The organism is Brevibacillus brevis (assembly GCF_022026395.1).
GTDB lineage: Bacteria > Bacillota > Bacilli > Brevibacillales > Brevibacillaceae > Brevibacillus.
The window spans coordinates 513,160-536,398 of the sequence record NZ_CP041767.1; the positions used below are offsets into that span (position 1 = coordinate 513,160).

General features: G+C 49.1%; 29 protein-coding genes. 26 read left to right on the forward strand and 3 right to left on the reverse strand.

What is annotated here, in order from left to right; translation table 11 throughout:
- Nucleotides 1-7: 7 nt before the first annotated feature.
- From FO446_RS02780 to FO446_RS02805, 6 genes are all read left to right on the forward strand, one after another.
- Nucleotides 8-721: an SDR family oxidoreductase gene (locus FO446_RS02780; RefSeq protein ID WP_232774752.1), complete on the forward strand. Its 714-nt coding sequence runs from the start codon at nt 8-10 to the stop codon at nt 719-721.
- 106 nt (nt 722-827) lie between these two features.
- Entirely contained in the window at nt 828-2,120 is a 1,293-nt protein-coding gene (locus FO446_RS02785; RefSeq protein WP_173611921.1) for an arsenic transporter, read from the forward strand.
- A 132-nt stretch (nt 2,121-2,252) separates the two neighbouring features.
- Nucleotides 2,253-2,642, forward strand: a complete 390-nt coding sequence (locus FO446_RS02790) for a hypothetical protein (RefSeq protein ID WP_007721110.1) — start codon at nt 2,253-2,255, stop codon at nt 2,640-2,642.
- Nucleotides 2,643-2,669: 27 nt separating this feature from the next.
- The gene (locus FO446_RS02795; protein WP_237899868.1) at nt 2,670-3,272 is read left to right on the forward strand and encodes a gluconate 2-dehydrogenase subunit 3 family protein; all 603 of its coding nucleotides are present in this window, start codon (nt 2,670-2,672) and stop codon (nt 3,270-3,272) included.
- On the forward strand, nt 3,259-4,878 hold the full coding sequence (locus FO446_RS02800; protein ID WP_237899869.1) for a GMC family oxidoreductase: 1,620 nt from the start codon (nt 3,259-3,261) through the stop codon (nt 4,876-4,878). Before FO446_RS02795 ends, FO446_RS02800 begins: the two co-directional genes overlap by 14 nt.
- Before the next feature lie 96 nt (nt 4,879-4,974).
- The gene (locus FO446_RS02805; RefSeq protein ID WP_047074001.1) at nt 4,975-5,310 is read left to right on the forward strand and encodes an ArsR/SmtB family transcription factor; all 336 of its coding nucleotides are present in this window, start codon (nt 4,975-4,977) and stop codon (nt 5,308-5,310) included.
- 21 nt (nt 5,311-5,331) lie between these two features.
- Here the strand turns inward: FO446_RS02805 and FO446_RS02810 are convergent, their stop codons facing one another.
- Nucleotides 5,332-5,583 carry a glutaredoxin family protein gene (locus tag FO446_RS02810; protein ID WP_173611924.1) on the reverse strand — a complete coding sequence of 84 codons (252 nt, stop codon included), beginning with the start codon at nt 5,581-5,583 and terminating at the stop codon, nt 5,332-5,334.
- A gap of 173 nt (nt 5,584-5,756) precedes the next feature.
- On the opposite strand from FO446_RS02810, the gene FO446_RS02815 reads away from it, so the two are divergent.
- From FO446_RS02815 to FO446_RS02880, 14 genes are all read left to right on the forward strand, one after another.
- The gene (locus FO446_RS02815; RefSeq protein ID WP_173611925.1) at nt 5,757-5,999 is read left to right on the forward strand and encodes a gamma-type small acid-soluble spore protein; all 243 of its coding nucleotides are present in this window, start codon (nt 5,757-5,759) and stop codon (nt 5,997-5,999) included.
- Nucleotides 6,000-6,151: 152 nt separating this feature from the next.
- Nucleotides 6,152-6,538, forward strand: coding sequence for a holo-ACP synthase (acpS, locus tag FO446_RS02820; RefSeq protein ID WP_221869255.1), 387 nt, complete (start codon nt 6,152-6,154; stop codon nt 6,536-6,538).
- A 264-nt stretch (nt 6,539-6,802) separates the two neighbouring features.
- Entirely contained in the window at nt 6,803-7,840 is a 1,038-nt protein-coding gene (locus FO446_RS02825) for an outer membrane lipoprotein-sorting protein (protein WP_237899870.1), read from the forward strand.
- A gap of 747 nt (nt 7,841-8,587) precedes the next feature.
- A complete protein-coding gene (locus tag FO446_RS02830) occupies nt 8,588-9,961 on the forward strand; it encodes a coiled-coil domain-containing protein (RefSeq protein ID WP_237899871.1) in 1,374 nt (457 codons plus the stop codon).
- Between the two features lie 184 nt (nt 9,962-10,145).
- Entirely contained in the window at nt 10,146-10,586 is a 441-nt protein-coding gene (locus tag FO446_RS02835; protein ID WP_047074011.1) for a hypothetical protein, read from the forward strand.
- A 2-nt stretch (nt 10,587-10,588) separates the two neighbouring features.
- Nucleotides 10,589-11,776 carry an alanine racemase gene (alr, locus tag FO446_RS02840; protein ID WP_237899872.1) on the forward strand — a complete coding sequence of 396 codons (1,188 nt, stop codon included), beginning with the start codon at nt 10,589-10,591 and terminating at the stop codon, nt 11,774-11,776.
- A gap of 246 nt (nt 11,777-12,022) precedes the next feature.
- A complete protein-coding gene (locus FO446_RS02845) occupies nt 12,023-12,322 on the forward strand; it encodes a CopG family ribbon-helix-helix protein (RefSeq protein WP_007721089.1) in 300 nt (99 codons plus the stop codon).
- 3 nt (nt 12,323-12,325) lie between these two features.
- Entirely contained in the window at nt 12,326-12,676 is a 351-nt protein-coding gene (locus FO446_RS02850) for a type II toxin-antitoxin system PemK/MazF family toxin (RefSeq protein ID WP_005830205.1), read from the forward strand.
- A gap of 208 nt (nt 12,677-12,884) precedes the next feature.
- A complete protein-coding gene (locus tag FO446_RS02855) occupies nt 12,885-13,298 on the forward strand; it encodes an anti-sigma regulatory factor (RefSeq protein ID WP_173611930.1) in 414 nt (137 codons plus the stop codon).
- Between the two features lie 20 nt (nt 13,299-13,318).
- Nucleotides 13,319-14,320 (forward strand): PP2C family protein-serine/threonine phosphatase, encoded by a 1,002-nt coding sequence (locus FO446_RS02860; protein WP_173611931.1) that lies wholly within the window; start codon nt 13,319-13,321, stop codon nt 14,318-14,320.
- Nucleotides 14,321-14,343: 23 nt separating this feature from the next.
- On the forward strand, nt 14,344-14,670 hold the full coding sequence (locus FO446_RS02865) for an anti-sigma factor antagonist (RefSeq protein ID WP_173611932.1): 327 nt from the start codon (nt 14,344-14,346) through the stop codon (nt 14,668-14,670).
- Entirely contained in the window at nt 14,670-15,164 is a 495-nt protein-coding gene (gene rsbW / locus FO446_RS02870) for an anti-sigma B factor RsbW (protein WP_232774748.1), read from the forward strand. Before FO446_RS02865 ends, rsbW begins: the two co-directional genes overlap by 1 nt.
- Entirely contained in the window at nt 15,133-15,921 is a 789-nt protein-coding gene (gene sigB / locus FO446_RS02875; RefSeq protein ID WP_088910503.1) for an RNA polymerase sigma factor SigB, read from the forward strand. The genes rsbW and sigB overlap by 32 nt, the downstream gene beginning before the upstream one ends.
- 97 nt (nt 15,922-16,018) lie before the next feature.
- On the forward strand, nt 16,019-18,181 hold the full coding sequence (locus FO446_RS02880) for a Tex family protein (RefSeq protein WP_173611935.1): 2,163 nt from the start codon (nt 16,019-16,021) through the stop codon (nt 18,179-18,181).
- A gap of 25 nt (nt 18,182-18,206) precedes the next feature.
- Here the strand turns inward: FO446_RS02880 and cmpA are convergent, their stop codons facing one another.
- Both cmpA and FO446_RS02890 read right to left on the reverse strand, forming a co-directional pair.
- Nucleotides 18,207-18,329 (reverse strand): cortex morphogenetic protein CmpA, encoded by a 123-nt coding sequence (cmpA, locus tag FO446_RS02885; RefSeq protein ID WP_012684250.1) that lies wholly within the window; start codon nt 18,327-18,329, stop codon nt 18,207-18,209.
- Nucleotides 18,330-18,405: 76 nt separating this feature from the next.
- The gene (locus tag FO446_RS02890; protein ID WP_173611936.1) at nt 18,406-18,744 is read right to left on the reverse strand and encodes a hydrolase/acyltransferase; all 339 of its coding nucleotides are present in this window, start codon (nt 18,742-18,744) and stop codon (nt 18,406-18,408) included.
- A 197-nt stretch (nt 18,745-18,941) separates the two neighbouring features.
- Between FO446_RS02890 and FO446_RS02895 the strand changes: the two genes are divergently transcribed.
- The 6 genes from FO446_RS02895 to tsaD all read left to right on the forward strand — a co-directional run bounded on the left by FO446_RS02895 (nt 18,942) and on the right by tsaD (nt 23,239).
- Nucleotides 18,942-19,403 carry a SprT family protein gene (locus FO446_RS02895; protein WP_173611937.1) on the forward strand — a complete coding sequence of 154 codons (462 nt, stop codon included), beginning with the start codon at nt 18,942-18,944 and terminating at the stop codon, nt 19,401-19,403.
- Nucleotides 19,404-19,501: 98 nt separating this feature from the next.
- The gene (gene thiL, locus FO446_RS02900) at nt 19,502-20,518 is read left to right on the forward strand and encodes a thiamine-phosphate kinase (RefSeq protein WP_173611938.1); all 1,017 of its coding nucleotides are present in this window, start codon (nt 19,502-19,504) and stop codon (nt 20,516-20,518) included.
- Between the two features lie 5 nt (nt 20,519-20,523).
- Nucleotides 20,524-20,994 (forward strand): tRNA (adenosine(37)-N6)-threonylcarbamoyltransferase complex ATPase subunit type 1 TsaE, encoded by a 471-nt coding sequence (tsaE, locus tag FO446_RS02905; protein WP_007721055.1) that lies wholly within the window; start codon nt 20,524-20,526, stop codon nt 20,992-20,994.
- Nucleotides 20,975-21,697 (forward strand): tRNA (adenosine(37)-N6)-threonylcarbamoyltransferase complex dimerization subunit type 1 TsaB, encoded by a 723-nt coding sequence (tsaB, locus tag FO446_RS02910; protein ID WP_173611939.1) that lies wholly within the window; start codon nt 20,975-20,977, stop codon nt 21,695-21,697. Before tsaE ends, tsaB begins: the two co-directional genes overlap by 20 nt.
- Before the next feature lie 4 nt (nt 21,698-21,701).
- On the forward strand, nt 21,702-22,157 hold the full coding sequence (rimI, locus tag FO446_RS02915) for a ribosomal protein S18-alanine N-acetyltransferase (RefSeq protein ID WP_047074036.1): 456 nt from the start codon (nt 21,702-21,704) through the stop codon (nt 22,155-22,157).
- Nucleotides 22,157-23,239: a tRNA (adenosine(37)-N6)-threonylcarbamoyltransferase complex transferase subunit TsaD gene (gene tsaD / locus FO446_RS02920; RefSeq protein WP_237899873.1), complete on the forward strand. Its 1,083-nt coding sequence runs from the start codon at nt 22,157-22,159 to the stop codon at nt 23,237-23,239. The genes rimI and tsaD overlap by 1 nt, the downstream gene beginning before the upstream one ends.

A 23,239-nucleotide genomic window follows, 5' to 3' on the forward strand; every position in this document is an offset into this window, starting at 1 on the left:
TCCTATCATGTTGCACAATCAAAAGATAGTCATCATCGGCGGAAGCTCCGGAATTGGTTTGGAGACAGCCAAACAGGCAGTAGCGCTAGGAGCAGAAGTGATCATTGCCAGCCGCTCCGAAGATAAATTGCAGAAGGCAAAAGAGAGTCTTGGCTCCAAAGCCTCGGCGTATACGTTAGATACCACCGATGAGGAGCAGGTTCAGGCCTTTTTTGAAAAAGTAGGTACGTTTGATCATCTGGTCGTCAGCGCAGCGGAAACATCAGGTGGTTCATTCCTTCAAACGGATACAGCCCAAGCGCGGAAGCTGTTCGACAACAAATTTTGGGGTCAATACTTCGCGGCGAAGTACGGAGCGCCGAAGATTTCAACAAACGGTTCCATCACCTTATTCTCCGGGGTTGTCGCCTACAAAGCGATGATTGGTTCTTCTGCCCTTGGCGCAGTCAATGCGGCGGTTTCGAATCTGGGGCAAACCCTCGCCTTGGAACTGGCACCAATCCGAGTGAATATCGTTTCACCTGGCATTATTGATACGCCATCACGGAGTAAAATGCCTGAAGATGTGCGCGAAAATTTCTATGCAACATTGGCAGACAAACTCCCTGTGAAGAGAGTTGGACAAGCGAAAGACGTCGCACAAAGCGTACTATACCTGCTCCAAAATAGTTTTGTTACCGGAACTGTACTTCATGTAGAAGGTGGCCACATTTTACTTTAAAGGATTCCATTACTTGACGTTTCAGATCATTTCAATTTGTAGTATGGTAGGAGAGCGGACTTTTTGAGGTCCGTTCTTTTTTGCTTTTGGAAAGGAGATACATGCGATGGTTTGGATTTCATTCTTCCTTTTTCTAATTACGTTGACATTGGTTATCTGGCAACCGCGGGGGTTGTCGATTGGTTATCCGGCTGTCGGTGGAGCACTGTTGGCCTTGGCGATTGGGGTAGTCACGATCGGTGATGTTGCAGAGGTAACCTCCATTGTTTGGAATGCGACACTCGCGCTAATTGGGATTATCATCATCTCGCTCGTATTGGACGAAGTCGGTTTTTTTGAATGGGCTGCGCTCCATATGGCCCGTTTTGCCAAAGGGAATGGGCGGTTGATGTTCGTTTATGTGATCCTGCTTGGTTCACTCGTATCCGCTTTGTTTACGAATGATGGGGCAGCCCTAATCCTGACGCCGATTGTGTTGGCACAGGTGAGGGCACTAAAGCTGGATGGGAAAACAGTTTTGGCATTTGTCATGGCCAGCGGGTTCATTGCAGATACGAGCTCTTTGCCCTTTGTGATTAGCAATCTGGTGAATATTGTTTCTGCTGACTATTTTGATATTGGCTTTGCTGCGTATGCGGCCAAAATGATCATTCCGACTTTGTTTTCGATTGGTGGAAGCCTGCTGGTTTTGTACCTATATTTTCGCAAAAGCATCCCAGCGCAGATTGACCTTTCCCATCTGAAAAATCCGGAGGAAGCGATTCGCGACCACAGAATGTTTCGCCTGGCGTGGCCGATTCTTGCGGTCTTGTTGATTGGTTTTTTTATTAGCGAGTCCATCCATACGCCCGTTTCTATCATCATTGCAGGGGCAGCCATCATTTTTTGTCTGGCTGCAAGAAAAAGTGAAGCGATCGCCATGCGGCGGATTATGAAAGAAGCACCGTGGGTAGTCGTTGTTTTTTCGATTGGCATGTATGTCGTGGTGTGGGGGCTGCACAACGCGAAATTGACTGACTTGGTCAAAGACGCCTTGGATTGGTTCATGGCGCATGGTTTATTGGCAACGACATTGGGAACAGGCTTTCTGGCTGCTGCTATTTCCTCTGTCATGAACAACCTACCGACAGTCATCTTTAACGCGTTGGCAATTGCAGGGACACAAGCAGATGGAGTGTTGCGGGAAGCAATGATCTACGCGAATGTGATCGGAAGCGATTTGGGGCCGAAAATGACGCCGATCGGATCGCTTGCGACCTTGCTCTGGTTGCACGTCTTGAGACGCAAAGACGTGACGATTACGTGGGGGCAGTATTTTCGGACGGGGGTTATTTTGACCGTACCGACATTGTTGTTCACCTTGCTCGGTTTGTATTTGACATTGGTTTATTTTTCATAGGGAATGAAAAGCCTGCTGGCTAGTAGCAGGCTTTTTTCTATTCATCATGCTACTTGTAGTGAAATAGGCAGAATAGGACCTGACAAGGACGGAAAAAATAGGCGCAATGTACGTAAAAAGGAGGATGTTTCCATGTGGCATGGCTGGCCGATCGAACGCGTACTGATACTTTTTGCTGGGTTGGCGTTCGCCCTGATTGCGGTTCAGGTCACACTTTTTCACTCTAGACAAAACTTCCGCCATTGGGCAATGTGGATTCCCGTGCTTGAGCTCCCTGTATTTGCGGTTACTGCTATTGTTTTATCGTTTGTGAATGCGGGGTGGCTGCGTTGGGTGTTTGCCTTGATGATGGTAGTCGGCATGGTTGGTGGTTTGTACGGGGCCTATTTGCATACGGTCGGGGTTGGGCAGCGTGTGGGAGGTTATTCACAAGGTCAAAATTTTCTCGTCGGTCCTCCTGTGATTCTTCCTTTACTGATCACGGCCATGTCTGCATTGGGGCTTCTTGCGCTGTTTTGGTAAAAATCGTTTTCAAAGGGGTGAGAGGACATGGAAAAGCCTAAACGTTACCCATCCTATGATGTTTGGGACCAGCATACAGAGTGGGATGCTCACACCAGGAAAGTGGTAGGCGCCAGACGAATGCCCGCGATTGCCAATCAATTTTTTACGAAGCCTGAATCCTTGCTCTTGCAGACAGTCGTAGGCGTATTGGTCAATGATCACCGTTTGGAAGTGCTGACCTATGTGGTGGAGCATCTGGATAATACGACGGCTAGTAATATCGGCGAATCACAGCGAAAGGTCGGAATTCCCCCCAAAAAAGAGTTCTATCGCTCGGGCTTGAAAGGGATTGATGCGGAGAGTCATGCCGCTTATGGAACTGATTTTGTTGCGTTGAAGCTAGACCAGCAAGAAGCCGTTCTTCAGCGCGTTGCGAATGGGGGCATTCAAAACCTGGAGGCGTGGAAAGACTTTGCTCCAGCAGATTTTTTCAAGCGGTTGCTGCATGACACAGTCAGTGCTTACTATTCACATCCGTTAGTTTGGTCGGATATCGGCTATGGCGGACCCGCTTATCCGCGTGGCTATGTACGGGTGGAAAAAGGATTGACGGACCCATGGGAGGCGAAAACAAATGACGAGTCATGACCATCATACGATTACTCATCGCCCCACTCCTGTGGATCAAAGAAAATACGCCAATGACGCAGATGTATGCATCGTAGGTGCTGGAGCGGCAGGTGGCGTGCTGGCTTATGAGCTGGCAAAGGCCGGGTTGCGCGTTGTCGTACTGGAAGCAGGGCCGTTTTGGGACCCACAACACGATTTTGCCAGTGATGAGCTGTCGATGCGGAGATTGGCTTGGCAGGAAACGAGGCTGGTAGCAGGCAAAGACCCACTGCGTTTGGGACATAACAACTCAGGACGGGGAATTGGGGGAGGCACCGTGCATTTTACGGGGGTGTTCCTGCGTTTCCACGAGAGTGATTTTAAGACAAAGACCGTAGACGGCGTAGGGGAGGACTGGCCGATTACGTATCAGGATCTTGCCCCGTATTACGACAAGATCGAACGGGAGATTGCGGTCTCAGGTCCCAATCATTTTCCATGGGGTTCCTTTCAAGGCCCGTATCCTTACCCCGTTCGGGAGCCAATCAGTGCCAATGCCCAACTGTTCCGGGAAGGGTGCGAGAAGCTGGGGATCGAGAGTGTGGTTGCGCCTCTGGCGATTTTATCGGGTCCTTTTGATGGACGTCCTCCCTGTATCAATCGTGGCTTTTGCAATCAAGGGTGCATGCCGAATGCCAAGTACAGCGGGTTGATTCATCATATCCCCAAAGCGATAGCGGAGGGGGCAGAGGTACTGTCCGACTGCATGGTGACGGAAATTTTGATGGCAGGCGACCGGGTCAGCGGTGTGTTGTTTAACCATAATGGCTTGACGCACAAGCAGATGGCTCGTGTCGTCATTTTGGCCGGGTTTGTGGTGGAGACTCCCCGATTGTTGCTCAGTTCAGCGAATGCACAGTTTCCGCAAGGGCTGGCGAATTCGAGCGGATGGGTAGGAAAAGCAATTATGCCCCACTCCAGCCATGATGTATACGGACGGCTTCCGGAGGAGGTGCGATTGTATAAGGGAACACCTGTCCTTGCCTTGACCCAGCATTTTTACGAGACAGACCGGGAACGAGGGTTTGCCCGCGGATATACATTGAGTGCACACGGGTCACGTCCGGTCGCGATGGCGACTGCCATTGCTGCCGAGAGGGAAGATGGCTCGTATTTATGGGGAAAACAGCTTCGTGAGACCATGCTGGATTACAATATGTATGCGCGGATCACCTTGGTAGGGGAAGTGCTGCCTCATCCTGATAACAGAGTGACGCTTTCAGGTGAAAAAGATGAATACGGAATGCCGATTCCTACGGTGACGTTCAGTTATCAGGAGAACGACAAGCAGCTATACAAGCATGCCATTGGGCAAATGAACCGGATTATACAAGCGATGGGGGGGCAGCCAGAGCATGTGGTATCTGATACCGCTCATCTCATGGGGGGATGCCGGATGGGGAATGACAAGGAAACTTCTGTTGTGAATGAATACGGGCAGTCACATGACATACCCAATCTTTTCATAGCAGGCGCTTCTACTTTTGTCACCTCGAGTGGAAGCAACCCGACAAATACAGTCATGGCGCTGGCTGCGCGCACTGCAGACAAGATCATTGAGGCGATGAAAAAGCAGGATGTATAAGCAGGGTTCACATAACTTTTGCGTTCTATCTTCCCCATCATATAAGCCATATAGTATACTGATAAACAGATATGTAAGGCAAAGGTGGGTATCCTTATGGAAATGGATTTGATGCAGGTACTGTTTTTGTCAGAGACTTATAAGCTACTTGGTGACAAGACGCGCTTGACGATCATGGCTCTCCTGCAAGTACAGTCCTTATGTGTCCGTGATCTCGTGGAAATTTTGCAAACTTCCCAGCCTTCTGTTTCCCAGCACTTGGCTAAGTTGAAAACACATGGTTTGGTCAAAGAGCGTAGGAAAGGACCATGGGTTTATTACTCCGTTAATACGGAATGCAGTCCTGAAGTGAAGCAAATTTTGTCTAACTTGCCGGACATGTCGCCAGTAGTCAAACAAAAATCAGTTGCAAGTGAACCTTCATTTGGCTGATCAGTCGTAAAAAGCGTTGGATCAATTGAGATCCAACGCTTTTTTTAGTTCTTCCTTGTCAAATCCATGGATGACAATTTGCTCGCCGTTTTCCTTTTCAATGTGGGTTACAGGTGTCATGCTGGCGCCTAACTGAATAGCTTCCTGGAAAAACGCCTCGTTTTGACGAATGTCTCTGTCTTCGAAAGCAATGTTGTTGGAAGTCAGCCACATTTTTTCTTCCTGACAAGGACCGCAAGTGACTTGGGTATAGATAATAACCTTGTGAGCCATACAGAATTGCCCCTTTCAAAAGCAGAGAGTAAAAGCCTTGCTCCTTCCAATATGAATGATCGGTCGAGACAAAGCAAGTAAACAACAGCATGATTTGGAAAAATGAGGATGGATACGCACATAGGGGGCTGTACAAATTATATTCAGTGACGTCGAGGAGGTGAATGTTAACGATGCCTAAACAAAACAGAGGTATGGGCCAAGCGAACCAAGCTAGCCAAGCAGCAAACACTGCGACTGAATTCGCAAGTGAAACAAACGCAGCAGAGGTTCGTCGTCAGAACCAACAATCTGCACAGCGCGCTGCTTCCCAAGGTACTGCGACTGAATTCGCAAGTGAGACAAATGTTGCAGAAGTTCGCCGTCAAAACCAACAATCGGCTGCACAACAATCTTCTGGCCAAGTTACTGAGTAGGAGCCAGCGGACAGAGCCCTCGCAATTTGCGGGGGTTTTATTTTTTTCGTAAAGTCTATGCATGGAATGTGGTTTCTATCCTCGCACTTGCAAAAGCGTAGAAGTGGATGATACTGTGATTCGTAAATCAGCCCACTAGGAGGCAAGTGCTCATGATCATTGGAACAGGTGTAGACATTGTGGAAATAGAGCGCATCGCTACTTTGATAAAAAGACAAGAGAGTGCAATCAAACGCTTTTTAACCACAGATGAACAACAGCTCCTACAGGGAAAAGCAGAGACGAGACAGGCGGAAATGGTTGCAGGCAGATTTGCTGCCAAGGAAGCGGGAGCAAAGGCTCTGGGCACAGGCATTGGTGCTGTGCTCAGTTTTTTGGATATGGAAATCCTCCCGAATGATTCGGGCAAGCCCGTCATGACCATCAAGAACGAGGTGTACAGCAAGCTTGATCTTGACCCCGCTCGCGTTCATATTCATGTGAGCATTTCGCATAGCCAGACGCATGCGATTGCCCAAGTCATTGTAGAAGAACGATAGATGTTTGAAAAAACCGATTAACTTGTCTGCATATTGGGACGAGGATGGACATACATTTATATCGCGTAGATCAGGAGGGACTACCTGCTCTTACACAGGAAGGCTAAGTCTGTAGCCGATCCAAGCGATATATCGCCAACTTCGTAACCATTCGCAACTATTGACACGATGTGCGCTGCATGGGCGAGAGACTGACAGATTTCCCAGGAAATAGACAGGGATGCCCTTCTTTGTCGAAAATATTGACAAGGAGGAGTTCATTGAATGAAACGGGTAGCTTTACCACTGGTGTTATTGTTGGTTTTCACCCTGTTCCTCGGCGGTTGTTTCGGTCAGAAAACACCAGAAGATGTGGTGAGCGACCTGAACGGTGCACTGGGAAAAATGACTGGGTACAAGTCTCAGGCAGTTTTGACCATGCAGACAGGCTCTACCCCCATGGAGTACGATGTTCAGGTCTGGTATGAAAAGCCAACCAATTATCGGGTAGCTCTTACCTCAAAACAGCGTGGCATTACACAAATCATCTTGCGAAACAATGAAGGAGTCTTTGTACTGACCCCGCATCTGAACAAGAGCTTCCGCTTCCAAAGTGGCTGGCCTGAGAACAACGGACCGTTATATTTATACGAAACGCTGGCCAAGAGCATTATCGATGACACGGAGCGCCAAATGAGGATGGAAGAAAAACAGTATGTATTCGAAGTGAAAGCGAACTACAGCGGCAATCGTTCTTTGACCAAGCAAAAAATTTGGCTGACAGAAGATTTCAAACCGACGCACGCCGAAATTATGGATGCTAGCATGAATCCGCTCGTACGAATTGATTTCACTGATTTTTCGTTCAACCCTATGTTTGACAAAGACGCCTTTGACAAAGAGCGCAACATGACAACAAGCTCGTTGACAACAATCCCAACAATGGCACCAACAAATGGACAGGTCGTGAAACAACCGAACAGCCAATTCGGTGTCATCGTCCCTACGTATATGCCAGAAGGGGTTACGCAAGGAGATATCGAGCCCGTCACCCGTGATGGAGAGAGAAAGGTTATCCTGACCTACAAAGGAACCTACAACTACAAGGTAATCGAAGGGCGCCCGACGGCAGCATCTGTGTCGTATGAGCAAGGTATGCCTGTGAACCTCGGTTTTACGGTTGGTGTGCTTGCGCAGACAGGTGAAAATCAGCGACTTCTGACGTGGGAGCTCGACGGCATCGAATATACAATCGCTGGGGATCTCCCTGAGGAAGAAATGGTGAATGTCGCACAGTCGACATATGGTCTCAGCGCGAAATAAAAGCATGGGAGAGGGGACGGTGAATACCGTCCTCTTTTGTTTTTGCTTTAGAATGTAGCTGCTGTGGAGGGGAAGAAGCGCATTTCCAGTCTACGCTTCGGCCTACGCCCTGCAAGGGGTTAGACTGTCCGCTCCGGATTGAATGTCGGGAGCGCTTCAAACGTAGAAGTTTCGATGAAGTAGTTCATAAGTGAAGCTGAAATTCCCCGACATTCAATCCTACGCTCAGGTGGGCTCCAGAGGCGCTTGGACTGGAAATGCACTTCTTCCCAAGCAACTTTGTTCTACTATTTTAGAAACTCCCCCTGTTGATACATAAAGGAGAATCTTCCTAAGTTTTAAAGAAGCGATGAATCCAAAAAGCTGGCGAAAAGAAAAAGCACAGGGCTCGCAGACCTTGACAACGCCTACCCAGTCGGAACTTCAAAAAGAGGACCACGCTTGTCGAACACTTCTTCCTTGAGAAGCTTCCGCCCGTAGGGTGGCTTTGGCTCGACGGTCCTCTTTTTTGGAAGTGGAGACGGACAGTCAATCACCCTCGCTGGCGTGTCAGAGTCGAAGAGAACTGTGCTTTTTCTTTTCCTCCACCATGTTGACTCAAACCAAAATGCCCTTCATAGTTTTCTACGATTTTCCCTCAAGTTTTCCTTTTTTCTCAAACGGGAATCTAAAAATACCCATGTACACTTGGTCTTGTACCAAAGAACAAGCACACTACACGAGCAAAGACGAAAGGGTTGAGTGTACATGTTTAGCAAAACGAAAATGGGAATGCTGATGGGAACGATGGCAGTGGTTCTGAGTTTGGGTAGCATAGGCGGAGCAATGGCAGCCGATTCAGCAAAACCAACTTCATTGAATAAACCTGCAGAAGTAAAATTCAAAACGGGCAAGATGGGCCACCACGGTGGTGTGGGCCTCAAAGAAAATACAGAGCTTCTCTCTCTGTTGAAGCTGGATGCCGACAATCTGAAAGAAGAGCTTCAAGCAGGGAAAACACTCGCAGCAATTGCACAAGCCCAAGGAGTTGACTCCGCTGATGTCGTGGCACTTCTGGTTGACCAGCAAGAGGCCAAACTGAAGGAAGCAGTAGCAGCAGGCAAGCTGACTCAGGAGCAGGCAGATAAGCTGTCTGAAAATCTGAGCGATCGCGTAAAAGAGCAAGTAGAAAACGCGAAACCGGATAAAGGCTTTGGCAGAGGAGGCTTCATCGGTGGCTTCGAGAAAAACGAAGAACTGCTGACCCTCTTGAAGCTGGATGCCGATAAACTCCAAGAAGAGCTGAAAACGGACAAATCGCTGGCTGCCATCGCAGAGGCGCAAGGCGTCTCCGTGGATGATCTGGTAGCCCTGTTGGTAAAACAACAGGAAACCAAGCTGAAAGAGGCGGTAGCAGCAGGCAAGCTCACCCAGGAGCAAGCCGACAAGATGAATGAAAATGCGAGCGAACGGGTTAAAGAAATGGTGCAAAACACGCATCACGGACGCGGACCGGGTAAAGGAATGGGCTTCGAGAAAAACGAAGAACTGTTGTCCCTCTTGAAGCTGGACGCCGATAAACTCCAAGAAGAGCTGAAAGCAGACAAATCGCTGGCTGCCATCGCAGAGGCGCAAGGCGTATCCGTGGATGATCTGGTGGCTCTGTTGGTGAAACAACAGGAAACCAAGCTGAAAGAGGCGGTAACCGCCGGGAAGCTGACGCAGGAACAGGCCGACAAAATGAATGAGAATGCGAGCGAACGGGTAAAAGAAATGGTGCAAAACACGCATCACGGACGCGGACCGGGTAAAGGAATGGGCATTGAAAAAAATGAAGAACTGCTGTCCCTCCTCAAGCTGGATGCAGACAAGCTGAAGGAAGAGCAAAAAGCAGGAAAATCGTTGGCGACCATTGCCAAGGAGCAGGGCGTAGAAGTGGATGACGTCATCGAGCTCTTGGTAGGTCAGCACGAAGCCAAGCTAAAAGAAGCAGTAGAGGCAGGCAAGCTCACACAGGAGCAAGCAGATAAGCGCAGCGAGGAATTGACAGCGATCGTGCAAAAAATGGTGGATGGCAGCTTTGAAAAAGTCGTTTTCCCAAGACATGAAAAAGAGGAAAAAGACCAGGAGAAAACCATGTAGAAAAGTCAGCAGGTGGGAGCGAATCCCATCTGCTTTTCTATTTTCCTGGGATTGGTCGATGAGGGCCGATTTGTACACAAAAACCAACGTGTGAATGAGGTGAAAGGACAATCCGCGAATTGACACACAGCGGGAAAACACGATACATTCAGAGTAACTTATTGAATGAGGTGGCATGCTTTACATGAAGAAACCGTCTAACGAAGTTTTGTACCAGGAAGCATCGACCTACAAAGACATGCTCCTGCGAAAAAGCTGGAAAATGCGCATTAACGAGACTGTCATGTTTGTGCTGGGGATGATGATTCTCTCTCAATTTTTCCCGACCAATGACACGAGATTCAAAGTGCTTGTTTTTGCCATTGCCATTGCTGTTGTTGGATTGTCTCCGTTTCTGTACAAATCGGTATTGCGTCCGGTGTACAAGCTGACCAAGACCCACCTGATTATCTCTATGTCAGGACAGGAAAAGAGCTACCCGCTGTCTGAAGTCGAGCAAATTTATGAAGGCCGTCATTTTTATCGTGTAGGCGGCAAAAAGGAATCACTGATGGTTTCCAGGCAATTTCTCAGTCATTTAAATGAACGCTTGTTTTACTATAAAAAAGGGAACAAGAGGAGATAGGAATGAAATCGTTTTGTCGTGACACTTGGGTAGAGGTTGATTTGGATGCCATCCGGGCGAACCTCGAGACATTCAAACGTCATTTGCCAGAAAAAACAGGTATTATGGCTGTTGTGAAAGCAGACGGGTATGGTCATGGTGCTGTCCATGTTGGAAAAGAAGCGTTGGCGAGCGGTGCAGATTCACTTGCAGTCGCATTGCTCGATGAAGCGCTTATTTTGCGGAGGGCAGGGATCACAGCGCCGATTTTAGTGTTGGGATACACACCTGTTGAATCCATTGTCACTGCAAGCGAGCTGGAAGTGGAGTTAACTGCTTACAGCGTCGAATGGATCACGGAAGCGAACGACATTCTTCAGAAAAATGATGACAAGCCGGTCGGGATTCATGTGAAGACCGATACAGGCATGGGACGTTTGGGCGTCCGGACAAAAGAAGATTTGCTTGCGGTTGTAGATGCCCTTGAAGAATGCTCAAAGCTTGAGTGGACAGGCATTTTTACGCATTTTGCCTGCGCGGATGAACCAGATACAACCCATGTGCGACGACAACACGACTTGTTTCAATCCTTTTTGCAAGTACTGCGTGAAGCAAATAAAACATTGCCGACCGTTCATTGCTGCAATACGGCTGCGGCTATCGCATTTCCCGATTGGGGGTATGATACGATTCGTTTAGGCATAGGTTTATACGGATTGTATCCTTCTTTGTACATGAAAGAACGTGCGGATGTCATTCTTGCCCCCGCCCTGGCACTCAAGACCAGAATTGCCCACGTCAAGAAGGCAGATGAGCTATTCACGGTCAGCTATGGTGCTACGTATGCAGCAAAGCCTGACGAGTGGATCGCAACGCTGCCGATCGGATACGCAGATGGCTATTCTCGCCTTTTGTCCAACCGCGGTGAGGTGTTGTACAATGGATCGCGCTACCCGATTGCAGGCAGAGTTTGCATGGACCAAATGATGGTCAGCCTGAATTCGACAGAAGCAGCGGTCAATGATGAGGTCGTCTTGTATGGCAAGCAGGGGGACGAGGAAATCTCCTTGGATGAAATTGCCTATTTGCTGGGAACAATCAATTACGAGGTGCCTTGTATGCTGAATTATCGAATTCCGCGCCTCTATTTACGCGACCAGAAAGTAACGGACGTCTTTCACCCATTAACGATGAAGCACTCGTCTTCGTGAAAATGTAAATAACTAGCAAGGAAATTCAGCAGGAATTTTCCCGTGGAACACGAATACTAGTTAAGCGAAAAAGCTGGCTTTTTTGGGTAAACGAAGTCTTCACCTGCACCTTTGGATTGTTTACACTCACGTTTTTTCACCGAAAAAGCGCACAGTAGGTATATTTTTGCAATGGATTCGACATAATGGTATTGTTCATATTGGCTGTTCTTTCTAGAACCAGCATAGCGGATGGAAGTTACGGTCATGGTTGGAGGTGGATTTGTCTTGTCGAAGTCAAACACGAAACGCATCATGATCAGCTTGCCACAACACTTGCTTCAGGAAGTGGATGGCGTTATTCAAAAGGAAAAATCCAATCGCAGCGAGTTTATTCGCCAAGCGATGCATTTGTATTTGAAAGAGCGAAAAAAACGCACAATCCGTGAGACCATGCAAAAAGGGTACATGGAGATGGCGAAGATCAATCTGAATATGGCATCGGAGGCTTTTGGCGCTGAAGAAGAGGCTGACCATACTCTTGTCCGCTTAGTTAGCGGGGTGTGACTGGTGATTGTCAAACGTGGCGATGTGTTTTTCGCGGACCTGTCCCCGGTCGTTGGCTCTGAGCAAGGAGGCGTACGGCCTGTTTTAGTCATTCAAAACGACATTGGAAATCGATTTAGTCCGACGGTCATCGTCGCTGCCATTACGGCGCAGATTCAAAAGGCGAAGCTGCCTACGCATGTGGAAATTGACGCAAAAACTTATGGATTTGATCGTGACTCCGTTATTCTGTTGGAACAAATACGAACCATTGACAAACAACGTCTCACTGATAAAATTACGCATCTCGATGACGAGATGATGGATCGGGTTAATGAATCCTTGCAAATCAGTTTAGGACTCATTGATTTTTAACGTGTGAAAAAAGATCAGACCATTTGATAGGAAAAGCCACTTGAGTGAAGCAAGTGGTTTTTTGCTGTCAAATTTGCAGGGATTTCGCAGGTACACATCGAACTGTTCGAAAAGAGAATATCAGACAAAATGTGACACAATATGATTTATTTTTCGAGGTAGAGAAAAAACTCATTTCTACCTACCAAGCGAGGCGGAAGGGGTTTTTTTGGTTGTGGCAGACTATTCTCCTGAGACAATCAATATAGAACAAGAATCAGACATCGTGACGGCGCGACAAGTGGGGCGAAATATGTCGAAGTCGTTTGGCTTTGGCACGATCACGCAGTCCCGCATCGCTACGTCAATCTCTGAATTAGCTCGCAACATTTATTTGTATGCGGGTACGGGGACGATCACCATTTCGCCGATTGAGCGCGAAGGAGTGATCGGCCTGCAAATAATAGCACATGACAGCGGTCCAGGGATTCCTGATATCCGCCAGGCATTAGATGATGGCTATTCGACTTCGGGTGCCCTCGGGGCCGGATTGCCGGGTGTCAGGCGCATGATGGATGAATTTGAGATCCACAGTACCCTGGGAGAAGGGACGCGTGTCGTTGTTGTGAAGTGGAGCGATTAAGCAAAGGAGGAATGAGATAGATGGTAACCCGGAGCTTCCAGGAAGAGTATGTCAAAATTCTTCGGGATTACCTGAGTGCTCAAGGGGAGGACCAGCTTTATGGAGCCCAGCAGTTGGGCAAATGGATGCTTTCTCAAGATATTTCACCAGAAGAAATAACTGATTTGCATGCGCAAGCGCTTGAGCAGCTTGGGGAAGTGCCAGAGTTTGTGCGCTCCTCCTTCTCCATTTTGACAGAGGTCATGATTGAATATGGGAACGAGCACCGATCCGTAAATAGCTGGCGGAATCGGCATCAACAGATGGAATCAGAAATAGCCGTGGCCAAAGCGATGCAGCAATCCCTTTTGCCAAGTGAGGTTCCGGTCTACCCAGAGCTGGAGATTGGCGTAGTGAGTATTGCCGCGAAACAAATCTCGGGCGACTATTACGACTTCATTGAGCAAAGTGACGGGCGTTTTGGCGTCGCTATTGCAGACATTACCGGAAAAGGAATGCCTGCTGCGATGTGTATGTCGATGGTGAAATATGCGATAGACAGCCTTGGACAAATGGAGCTGGGTCCCGATGAAATGCTGCACCATTTAAACCGGATCGTGGGAAGAAATATTGATCCGAGCATGTTTGTGACGATGCTTTTTGGCAGTTACGACTCAGTGGAACACTGTTTCCGTTATGCGATGGCAGGACACGAGCCAGGATTTTTGTACAAGTCGGCGGAAGGAAAATTTTACGATCTCGAAGGGCGAGGGAATGCACTCGGTTTATGCCCAAACAGTGAATACCAGGTTCAGGAGATTTATTTAGAAATAAATGATGTTCTGATTCTTCTGACGGATGGTGTAACAGAATGCAAAAATAACCGATATTATTTGCAAAGGGAAGAGCTTGTACACCATTTGCAAAAAGAGGTGGGCGAATCTGCCCAAAAGATGGCAAACGGCCTGTACAATAGACTGCTTCTGCTCTCCCAATTTAACCTGCTGGATGATTACACCATGATTGTACTTCGAAGAACCTAAGCAACATACGGGGGGAGAAGCAGATGGACCTGCTAATTAAGACAACGAGCCTTGGAACTGAGCACCGAGTGGTCCTTGGTGGAGATATTGATGCTTTTACAGCACCGAAAGTAAAGGAAACACTCATGTCACTCGTCACCAAGCCGGATATCAATCACATTACGGTTGATTTGGAAGCAGTAGAATACATGGACAGTACCGGAATCGGAATTTTCATCGGGATTATGAAAGAGTGCATCCAACGAAATCGTACATTTGAGGTGCACAAATTGTCTCCGCGTGTGGAAAGGCTATTTCGCATCACTGGCTTATACGATCATATTGCCATCCGCAAAGGAGAGAGCGAGTAATGGGTCCAAATCGACCTCAGGCAGACGTGATTCAATTGACTTTGCCAAGCAAGGCGGAGTATTTGGGAGTAGCACGTCTGACTGTATCCGGTATAGCCAACCGTATGGGCTTTTCTTTTGACGAGATTGAGGATATCAAGCTTGCCGTCGGAGAAGCATGCACGAATGTAGTAAGACATGCATACAAGGAAACAGAGAATCCTTGCTCCATTCATATCCAATGCCACGTTTATGAAGATCGATTGGTGATCGAGATAAGCGATCAGGGCGTTGGGTTTTCAAATGAGCTCATTGCTGAGCAACTGACGCCGATTTATGCAGGGAAAAACCTTGAGGATTTGGATGAGGGCGGGCTCGGGCTCTATCTCATCCACACGCTTATGGATGAGGTGGAGATTCGCTCTGAGTCAGGAGTAGTAGTCTCCATGACCAAGTATGTTCGGCAGGATGGGGTGGCTGGCAATGACTGGACAATCTCGGAAGCAGAAATATAGTCCAGAGGAGTTGAAGGAGCTCATCCACCTGTATGGTGAAACAAAAGATCCTGCGATACAGGAACAACTGGTGAGGGCCTATACTCCTCTTGTGGAATCGTTAGCGAAGAAGTTTGTTCGCGGACAAGTCATGTATGAAGACCTCGTGCAAGTCGGATTAATCGGCCTGCTTGCTTCCTTTCGTCGGTTCGACCCTAGCTTTGAGCGGACATTTGAGAGCTTTGCGATTCCGACTATCGTAGGGGAGATTAAGCGCTATATTCGGGACAAGACATGGAGTGTCTATGTTCCGCGCAGAGTCAAGGAGCTGAGCCCGAAGATCAAAAGGGTGGTCGACGAGCTCACGATCAAGCTGCAGCGTTCTCCCCAAATTGCGGACATTGCCAACAGCCTCGGCGTTACAGAAGAAGCGATTCTGGAGACATTGGAGATGGGGCGCAGCTATCATTCTCTCTCTATGGACAGCGAGCTGGAAGCGGATCTGGACGGCAACACCATTTCTTTACTCGACCTGGTGGGGACGACGGAAGAAGGGTACGGAGCAGTCGAGCAGAATCTGATGCTGGAGCGGGCCCTGCAAATTTTGGATCATCGTGAAAAAGAAATCATTCAATTAACTTTTTATCAAAATTTGAGTCAGAAGCAAGCTGGGGACATCATGGGGATGTCGCAGATGCATATATCCCGCCTTCAGCGCAGGGCGTTGGGCAAGCTGCGAGAAGCATTGAGAGTGGAACAGCTGGAAACCGCGACGTAGAGGGGCCAAGTGGCTCCTCTTTTTTCTTCCCTTTTTCCAGTCCTTGTTAGCAAATGTGGTACAATAAACGACGAAGAATGAGCGCAGGAGGACAGGTATGGAGCTTACGTTGATGATCCAGACAATCGCCCAAGATACGGGTGTCAAACCTCACCAGGTGGAGCGCACGGTTGCCCTTCTGGATGAAGGAAACACGGTTCCTTTTATTGCCCGCTACCGCAAAGAAATGACGGGGCAGCTAGATGAAACACAAATTCGAGCGATTGAGGAACGCGTTCGCTATTTACGCAACCTGTCAGTGCGGAAGGAAGAAGTTGTTCGGCTCATCGATGAGCAAGGCAAGCTGACGGACGAGCTGCGCACAGCTATTGAACGTGCGACAAAGCTGCAAGAGGTAGAGGATCTGTACCGCCCTTACCGCCAAAAACGCCGCACGCGTGCAACCATGGCCAAGGAGAAGGGACTAGAGCCACTTGCCAACTACCTCATGAGCTTACCGAAAACCGGGAATCCGGAAGAAGAAGCAAAACCATATATCAACCCGGAAAAAGGCGTCGAGACGACTGAGCAAGCTCTGCAAGGAGCAATGGACATCGTGGCGGAACTTCTGTCTGATGACCCAGAAATTCGCCAGTGGATTCGTCAACGCACCGTGCAAAAAGGATTGCTTCTGACGGAGCAGAAAGCCGAAGAAGCAGACGAGAAAAATGTATACCAGATGTATTACGCATATAGTGAGCCTCTGAAAAAGGTCGTTCCCCATCGGGTACTGGCCATCAATCGGGGAGAAAACGAAGGTATTTTGAAGGTTTCTATTGAGGCCCCAGTCGCAGAGATTTTGGCTTGGATGCAAAAACGCACCATTCCGCATGAGACAGTTGCCCGCGATCTGCTGACATTGACAGTCGAGGACGCGTATAAGCGCCTGATTGCCCCTTCTATTGAACGAGAGGTGCGCGCTGAATTGACAGAGGCAGCCGAGGAACGTGCTATTCACATCTTTGCGGAAAACCTGCGCAATTTGCTGCTTCAACCGCCTGTAAAAGGCAAAGTCGTCCTTGGGGTAGATCCGGCGTTTCGTACAGGCTGTAAGCTCGCCGTTGTAGACGAAACCGGCAAACTGCTGGAGGTTGCAGTCGTTTATCCAACCCCTCCGGCCAATAAAGTGGCAGAAGCTACAGTGAAAGTGAAGCAGTTGATCGAAACCTATGGAGTTACGGTTGTCGCGATTGGGAACGGTACTGCTTCGCGCGAGACAGAACAGTTCATTGCCACGCTGCTGAAAGAGCTGAAGCGTGAGGTGATGTACATCATCGTGAACGAGGCAGGAGCATCCGTGTATTCCGCATCCGCCTTGGCTAAGGAAGAATTCCCGGACCTGGATGTAGCAGAGCGAAGTGCGGCATCGATCGCCCGACGTTTGCAAGACCCGCTCGCGGAGTTGGTCAAAATCGATCCAAAGTCCGTTGGGGTCGGTCAGTACCAGCACGATGTTTCCCAATCAAGGCTGGCAGACAGTCTGCAGTTTGTGGTTGAGTCTGCCGTAAACCATGTCGGGGTAGATGTGAATACGGCTTCTCCTTCTCTCTTGCAGTATGTATCAGGGATCAGCCGTCAAGTGGCGGGGAATATCGTGAAAAAACGGGACGAGATCGGGAAGTTCACGGAGCGCTCCCAGCTAAAGGCGGTTCCACGCTTAGGTGCTAAAACGTACGAGCAGTGCATCGGATTTTTGCGCGTGATGGACGGAGCGAATCCACTGGATAAAACACCGATTCACCCGGAATCGTACGATGCGACCCACCAGTTGCTGTCGATGCTGGGCATTAGCGCTCAGGAGATCGGCAGTGAGAACTGCAAGGAACGCTTGCAGTCTTTGGATGTAAAAGAGACCGCTGCGAAGCTTGGGGTTGGCGAGCCAACACTGCAAGACATTGTAGACAGCCTCTTGCGTCCTGGTCGCGACCCGCGTGACGAACTGCCAAAACCACTCTTGCGAAGTGATGTCCTTCAGTTGTCTGATCTGAGTGTGGGCATGAAGCTGCAAGGTACTGTGCGCAACGTGGTCGACTTCGGAGCGTTTGTGGATATCGGTCTGAAAAACGACGGTCTCGTACACATTTCCCGCTTGAAGAAGGGCTTTGTGAAACATCCACTTGAAGTGGTGACTGTTGGCGATATCGTAGATGTATGGGTAGTAGAAATTGACGAGAAACGTCAGCGTGTAGGGATGACCATGATCGCCCCAACGGAAGGGTAAGAATGAACTAAAAGGCGGCCTCCTGTCAGTCAGGGCGGCCGCCATTTTTTTCTAAATATAAGAACCAGCAACTGTTGAGCACACGGATTTGGCGAACGTCCTTCCCATTAAAGGCACGTTGCAACTGCCTGCGCATCCATTGTGGCATGAAAGTACCTCCTGGAGATATTCGTCTATAGGCAATGTATGCGCCGAGACGAGCAGGAGGTGCCTAGAATTTTTATTTACTCTTCTTCTTCGTGCAAATACTCCAATTGGGCTTGCAGGGCACGGATCTCTGTCAATAAAGAGATGAGGGGATACTCGGTCTCTTGTAGGGCAGCGAAGCGTCGCTCCAGACCACTGACGTACGCCAAACCATCCACGATCGAAAGCCCGCTCTCTAACCGTTCCACATCCGCACAGTCTGCCAGAACCGTAGGCAATTCAGGGCGCTCTGTGATCGTCAATTTGTCGATTTCCTTGTTAAGTCGTTTTAATAGAGCGATTAATTGGTACATATGCGTTTCGGGCAACGAGACAAACTGTAGTCCGTCACTGGACTGCAACAACAAATAGCGCATGAACTCCTCCACCATTCTGTCTAAATGACCGTTTATTTGTGAAAAACGTCTTGACGTTTTTCATTAAACAGGATATGACCGCATGTGGTCGGCAAATAAACAGTTATAACCGTTTATTTGCACTCAGTGTAGCCTATCTGTCTGGCACTTTTCAACTGGAACTGCTATGGTGAAAAGAAGGAAGCGGAGGAGATGAGATGACCGATACGGAACTGCAAATGCTGGTAGAGCAAATATCCAGCGAATTTTTTGCCAAGCCCTTTCGCCATCAGGCCCGCTTTAACAGCAGATTGCGCACGACTGGCGGGAGGTATTTGCTGCGCTCGCATGACATTGAATTGAACCCGAAGCATTTGCAGGAGCATGGTGTGGAGGAATTGATTGCGATCATTAAGCATGAGCTTTGCCATTATCATTTGCACATAGAAAAGCGCGGGTATCGTCACGCGGATCAGGATTTTCAACTGCTTCTGCATCAGGTCGGGGGGAGCAGATACTGTCAACAGGTAGGAAACGGACGTACAACCCTGCCTTATCGCTACGAGTTGGTTTGCAAGGAATGTGGTATGAGCTACAAACGTAAACGAATGATGAACCCGAGCCGCTATCGTTGTGGGCGCTGCAAAGGAAAGCTGCTGTTGCGCGAGCTTACGACATAAAGAGTCAGAGGCGTTTAGCTTTCTTGCACGTCTTTTGACAGCAGGGGTATAATGAACAGACGAAAAATGTTTTCCGCGAAGGAAAAGGAGCGTTTGAAGTGGCACACGACGAATTTTCCCTGATCCGGCAATGGACAAGTCGTTCTGCGGGGCAGGAAGGGAACGGTTTGACCGTCGGGATAGGGGATGATGCCGCTGTCTTCTCCCCAACGCCAGAAATGGAAGTCGTAGCCTGCTGCGATGCGATGGTGGAGACGGTTCATTTTTTGAAGAAAACGATGAATCCTAGTGATATCGGATATAAAGCTGTTATCAGCAATGTGAGCGATGTTGCAGCGATGGGCGGGGTTGCCCGGTATGCACTTGTCAGTATCGCGGTAAGTCCGCAATGGACGCCTGCCGAATGCCAGCAAATCTATGAAGGTATTTACGAGGCTTGTCAGGCATATGGAGTTCGTGTCATTGGTGGCGACACCGTTTCTGCGCCTGATGCCCTGCACCTAAGTGTTACCGTACTGGGTGAGGTGGAAAAAGGGCGTGCCATTCGCCGCTCACAAGCAAAGCCTGGGCAGCTTGTTTTTGTTACAGGGCATGTCGGAACTTCTGCAGCAGGACTACATCTTCTCCTGCAAGGCGAGACTGCTGAAAGGGGTGTCTCTTTACCTTGGGAGACATTGATGGATGCCCATCAGCGTCCCGTTGCCCAAATAAAGGCGGGCAGACTGCTGATGGAATCAGGGGCATGTAGTGCACTGAATGATGTAAGTGATGGACTTGCCTCAGAGCTGTGGGAGATTGCTGAGGCGAGTGGTGTATCGATCTTGGTCGATGCTGCAACGGTACCGATCCATGACGAAGTTCGGAAGTATGCACGGTACGTGGAAAAAGATCCGCTGGAATGGGCTTTTTATGGCGGTGAAGATTATCAATTGGTCGGAACGCTTGCGAAAAGTCACTACGAAGCGGTAAGTAAGCAATTTGCCGCTAGTGGTGTACCATTTACTGTCATCGGTGAGGTGGTGGGGAAGAGGCATGAACCAGAATTGATGCTTCAGCGCGATGATCAACAGCTCCCGTTGCCCAAAGCAGGATTCAACCATTTTAGGAGTGGATGAAAGAGATGAGCTATACTTGGAGGCTCACGGGAGCGCAAGAGACGCAGCGCTTTGCCGAGCAACTGGCAAGTCTGCTTGAGCCAGGTGACTTCCTCGCGATGGAGGGGGATCTGGGAGCGGGCAAGACGACTTTTACCCAGGGGTTGGCCAAAGGACTAGGAGTTCGACAAGTAGTGAACAGTCCGACCTTTACCATCATAAAAGAATATCAGGGGCGCTTGCCGCTTTACCATATGGACGTCTACCGGGTAGGCGATGATCCAGACTCTCTTGGTCTGGACGATTACTTTTTTGGAGAAGGTGTCTGTGTCGTAGAGTGGGCCTCTTTAATCGAGGATGTCCTGCCGACAGATCGGATGACCGTCTTCCTGCGTAGAGAAGGAGAGGAACAGCGGATGATCGAGCTGGTTCCTCAAGGGAATCGTTATGTGAAATTGTGTGAGGAGTTTGATTTTGATGCGCGTACTGGCGATTGATACATCGAATCTGGTGCTAAGTGTAGCTGTGGTAGAGGAAGAGCGGGTCTTGGCCGAAATGACGACGAACCAGCAAAAAAACCATTCCGTGCGTCTGATGGACTGCGTCAGTGAACTGCTCGATGCAACAGGAACAGCGCCAGAGGATCTCAGTGGTTTCGGGGTGGCGAATGGACCAGGCTCCTACACGGGCGTGAGAATCGGTGTTGCCTCTGCAAAAAGCATGGCTTGGTCACTGAATGTGCCAGTCATCGGTGTATCCAGTCTGGAGGTAATCGCCATGAATGCCACCGGGTTCTCTGGATTGATTGTACCGCTGTTCGATGCGCGCAGAGGTCAAGTGTATACCGGCTGTTATCGTTCCGATGGCATGGAGGCGGTGCGAGCGCAGTCCACAGAACAAATCATCCTGTTGCGTGAATGGCTGCCACTGTTGCGAGATCAGGCGCAAGGAGAGCCGATTTTGTTCTTGGGTGAAGATGTAAGGCTTCACCGGGAGACGATTGTACAAGAGTTAGGGAATCAGGCGCAATTTGCTTCTCCAGCGTTCAATCACCCGCGTGCTGCCCATATCGGCTATGTGGCACTGCGCAAGCTTCAAGACGGCGGAAATGCGCATGAACTGGTTCCAGAGTATTTGCAGCTGGCAGAAGCAGAAGCGAAGTGGCTTGCCCAAAAGCAGGCGGGGGCCGTAAAGGAGTAAAAGCATGAGTCAACCAATCGATTTGGAATATCGTTATATGACGATGCAGGACGTTGGGGCTGTGGCAGAGCTGGAGCGCTTGGCTTTTACAACTCCATGGCCGCATGATGCATTTGTCAACGAGCTGACGAGAAATCCAAATGCACGCTATGTAGTCGTCGTTCACCAAAATCGGGTTATCGCTTATTGTGGCATGTGGATCGTGATCGATGAGGCACATATTACAAATATCGCCGTCCATCCTCTATACCGTGGAAAAAAGGTTGGATTGGCGCTGATGATCAAAATGATGGGTGTTGCCAAGATGCAGGGTGCCCATAGCATGACGCTCGAAGTTCGACCTTCGAACACAGTCGCGCGGAACATGTATATCAAGCTCGGCTTTAAAGAGCATGGGCGGCGCAAGGGATATTATTCGGATAACAATGAGGACGCAATCATTATGTGGGTGACATTGTAATGAACAAGACGTATACGTCGCGCTACGAGAAGCGCATACAGCAAAAATACGAAGCACATAGGGAATCAGGTGCTCCTACTTATATTTTAGGAATTGAAACAAGCTGCGACGAGACATCGGCTGCTGTCATTCGCGATGGTCAGGAGGTACTGTCGAACGTCATCGCTTCCCAAGCCGATATCCATAAAAGGTTTGGCGGAGTCGTGCCGGAGGTGGCTTCTCGCAGACATGTAGAGAATATTACGCTAACCATCGAAGAGGCCCTGACCGAAGCTGGAAAAACGTTGGATGACATTCAGGCAATTGCGGTGACGTATGGGCCTGGGCTTGTCGGAGCCCTGTTAGTTGGCGTGGCAGCAGCAAAAGCCATTTCCATGGCCAGAGGCATCCCGCTAATCGGAGTGCATCATATCGCAGGTCATATTTACGCGAATCGTCTGGTGCAAGAAATGGAGTTTCCGCTGATTGCGCTCGTCGTATCGGGCGGGCATACAGAGCTTGTCTGGATGAAGGAGCACGGTCAGTTTGAGATTTTGGGCGAAACGCGGGATGACGCTGCAGGGGAAGCGTACGACAAAGTAGCACGAGCGCTGAATATGCCGTATCCAGGCGGACCTCATATTGATCGCCTCGCACATGAAGGGGAGGCAAATGTACAGCTCCCTCGTTCATGGCTGGAGCCAGATTCCTACGATTTCAGCTTCAGTGGCTTGAAATCAGCTGTGCTCAATACCTTGCACAATGCAGCACAGCGAGGAGAGACGATCGAACCGGCGAATCTAGCGGCAAGCTTCCAAGACTCTGTAACAGAGGTCCTCGTAGAAAAGACGATTCGGGCAGCTCGTTCGCATGGAGCGAAGCAGGTATTGCTGGCTGGGGGCGTTGCGGCGAATCGTGGACTGCGTGAGAGACTGCAAGCGAGATGCGAGGCAGAAGGAATTCCTCTCGTGATTCCTCCGTTCTCGTTATGCACAGACAACGCTGCGATGATTGGGGCAGCAGGCTTTATCAAGTATGAAAAAGGACAGTTTGAAGGGCTTGATTTAAACGGAGTCCCAAGCCTGTCGCTTTCTGAGCAATAG

Bases quoted from the DNA above. Each gene is read 5' to 3' on its own strand.
- tsaB (WP_173611939.1), top strand. From the start codon at position 20,975: ATGCGCGTACTGGCGATTGATACATCGAATCTGGTGCTAAGTGTAGCT.
- FO446_RS02805 (WP_047074001.1), top strand. From the start codon at position 4,975: ATGGAAATGGATTTGATGCAGGTACTGTTTTTGTCAGAGACTTATAAG.
- FO446_RS02890 (WP_173611936.1), bottom strand. From the start codon at position 18,744: ATGCGCTATTTGTTGTTGCAGTCCAGTGACGGACTACAGTTTGTCTCG.
- FO446_RS02810 (WP_173611924.1), bottom strand. From the start codon at position 5,583: ATGGCTCACAAGGTTATTATCTATACCCAAGTCACTTGCGGTCCTTGT.
- FO446_RS02825 (WP_237899870.1), top strand. From the start codon at position 6,803: ATGAAACGGGTAGCTTTACCACTGGTGTTATTGTTGGTTTTCACCCTG.
- FO446_RS02830 (WP_237899871.1), top strand. From the start codon at position 8,588: ATGTTTAGCAAAACGAAAATGGGAATGCTGATGGGAACGATGGCAGTG.
- alr (WP_237899872.1), top strand. From the start codon at position 10,589: ATGAAATCGTTTTGTCGTGACACTTGGGTAGAGGTTGATTTGGATGCC.
- FO446_RS02780 (WP_232774752.1), top strand. From the start codon at position 8: ATGTTGCACAATCAAAAGATAGTCATCATCGGCGGAAGCTCCGGAATT.
- sigB (WP_088910503.1), top strand. From the start codon at position 15,133: ATGACTGGACAATCTCGGAAGCAGAAATATAGTCCAGAGGAGTTGAAG.
- FO446_RS02895 (WP_173611937.1), top strand. From the start codon at position 18,942: ATGACCGATACGGAACTGCAAATGCTGGTAGAGCAAATATCCAGCGAA.
- FO446_RS02860 (WP_173611931.1), top strand. From the start codon at position 13,319: ATGGTAACCCGGAGCTTCCAGGAAGAGTATGTCAAAATTCTTCGGGAT.
- cmpA (WP_012684250.1), bottom strand. From the start codon at position 18,329: ATGCCACAATGGATGCGCAGGCAGTTGCAACGTGCCTTTAATGGGAAG.
- FO446_RS02865 (WP_173611932.1), top strand. From the start codon at position 14,344: ATGGACCTGCTAATTAAGACAACGAGCCTTGGAACTGAGCACCGAGTG.
- tsaE (WP_007721055.1), top strand. From the start codon at position 20,524: ATGAGCTATACTTGGAGGCTCACGGGAGCGCAAGAGACGCAGCGCTTT.
- FO446_RS02880 (WP_173611935.1), top strand. From the start codon at position 16,019: ATGGAGCTTACGTTGATGATCCAGACAATCGCCCAAGATACGGGTGTC.
- rsbW (WP_232774748.1), top strand. From the start codon at position 14,670: ATGGGTCCAAATCGACCTCAGGCAGACGTGATTCAATTGACTTTGCCA.
- FO446_RS02815 (WP_173611925.1), top strand. From the start codon at position 5,757: ATGCCTAAACAAAACAGAGGTATGGGCCAAGCGAACCAAGCTAGCCAA.
- acpS (WP_221869255.1), top strand. From the start codon at position 6,152: ATGATCATTGGAACAGGTGTAGACATTGTGGAAATAGAGCGCATCGCT.
- tsaD (WP_237899873.1), top strand. From the start codon at position 22,157: ATGAACAAGACGTATACGTCGCGCTACGAGAAGCGCATACAGCAAAAA.
- FO446_RS02800 (WP_237899869.1), top strand. From the start codon at position 3,259: ATGACGAGTCATGACCATCATACGATTACTCATCGCCCCACTCCTGTG.
- FO446_RS02835 (WP_047074011.1), top strand. From the start codon at position 10,146: ATGAAGAAACCGTCTAACGAAGTTTTGTACCAGGAAGCATCGACCTAC.
- FO446_RS02790 (WP_007721110.1), top strand. From the start codon at position 2,253: ATGTGGCATGGCTGGCCGATCGAACGCGTACTGATACTTTTTGCTGGG.
- FO446_RS02785 (WP_173611921.1), top strand. From the start codon at position 828: ATGGTTTGGATTTCATTCTTCCTTTTTCTAATTACGTTGACATTGGTT.
- rimI (WP_047074036.1), top strand. From the start codon at position 21,702: ATGAGTCAACCAATCGATTTGGAATATCGTTATATGACGATGCAGGAC.
- FO446_RS02845 (WP_007721089.1), top strand. From the start codon at position 12,023: ATGGTTGGAGGTGGATTTGTCTTGTCGAAGTCAAACACGAAACGCATC.
- FO446_RS02795 (WP_237899868.1), top strand. From the start codon at position 2,670: ATGGAAAAGCCTAAACGTTACCCATCCTATGATGTTTGGGACCAGCAT.